Origin of the sequence: Pseudomonas sp. MD195_PC81_125, from assembly GCF_014060985.1 — a bacterium.
Lineage (GTDB): Bacteria > Pseudomonadota > Gammaproteobacteria > Pseudomonadales > Pseudomonadaceae > Aquipseudomonas > Aquipseudomonas parakoreensis.
Window position 1 is genome coordinate 1 of the sequence record NZ_JABULD010000871.1, and the last position, 1,288, is coordinate 1,288.

The 1,288-nt window shown below is 48.8% G+C and carries 1 rRNA gene; it reads left to right on the forward strand.

Annotated elements, in window-relative coordinates:
- Window positions 1–615: 615 nt before the first annotated feature.
- Window positions 616–1,288, forward strand: a 16S ribosomal RNA gene (locus HT737_RS29945); the annotation flags it as partial.

Consider the following 1,288-nt stretch of genomic DNA (forward strand, 5'->3'; position numbering starts at 1 on the left):
CTTATATATAGGCGCAGCTGTGTTGTTTTTTTAACCGGTCTGTAAGTTGTTGAAAGAAAACTGAAATTAACGGTTGACGGCAGATTCTGGAGGTCTATAATTCGCCCCACTTCCGGCGCAGTCGAAACGGAAAACTCCTTGAGATTCAACGAGTTAAGCAGTTTTTGGACGGCGGATCGCTTCAGTTCATCGAAGCCTGGAAGGAGTTGAAAGAGCGGTGATGTTTTGGCTCTTTTTGACGGTTCGATCTTCTCGGTCGAAAGCGGTGAAAAAAGAGGTGTTGACAGCAGCGTGTAACGCTGTAGAATTCGCCTCCCGCTAACGAGAGATCGGAAGCGCAAGTGGTTGAAGTTGTTGAAGAATTCTTCGAAAACTTCTGAAAATAATCACTTGACAGCAAATGAGGCTGCTGTAGAATGCGCGCCTCGGTTGAGACGAAAGATCTTAACCAACCGCTCTTTAACAACTGAATCAAGCAATTCGTGTGGGTGCTTGTGGAGTCAGACTGATAGTCAGCAAGATTATCAGCATCACAAGTTACTCCGCGAGAAATCAAAGATGTAACCAACGATTGCTGAGCCAAGTTTAGGGTTTCTTAAAAACCCAAAGATGTTTGAACTGAAGAGTTTGATCATGGCTCAGATTGAACGCTGGCGGCAGGCCTAACACATGCAAGTCGAGCGGATGAGAGGAGCTTGCTCCTGGATTCAGCGGCGGACGGGTGAGTAATGCCTAGGAATCTGCCTGGTAGTGGGGGACAACGTTTCGAAAGGAGCGCTAATACCGCATACGTCCTACGGGAGAAAGCAGGGGACCTTCGGGCCTTGCGCTATCAGATGAGCCTAGGTCGGATTAGCTAGTTGGTGAGGTAATGGCTCACCAAGGCGACGATCCGTAACTGGTCTGAGAGGATGATCAGTCACACTGGAACTGAGACACGGTCCAGACTCCTACGGGAGGCAGCAGTGGGGAATATTGGACAATGGGCGAAAAGCCTGATCCAGCCATGCCGCGTGTGTGAAGAAGGTCTTCGGATTGTAAAGCACTTTAAGTTGGGAGGAAGGGTTGTAGATTAATACTCTGCAATTTTGACGTTACCGACAGAATAAGCACCGGCTAACTCTGTGCCAGCAGCCGCGGTAATACAGAGGGTGCAAGCGTTAATCGGAATTACTGGGCGTAAAGCGCGCGTAGGTGGTTTGTTAAGTTGGATGTGAAATCCCCGGGCTCAACCTGGGAACTGCATCCAAAACTGGCAAGCTAGAGTATGGTAGAGGGTGGTGGAATT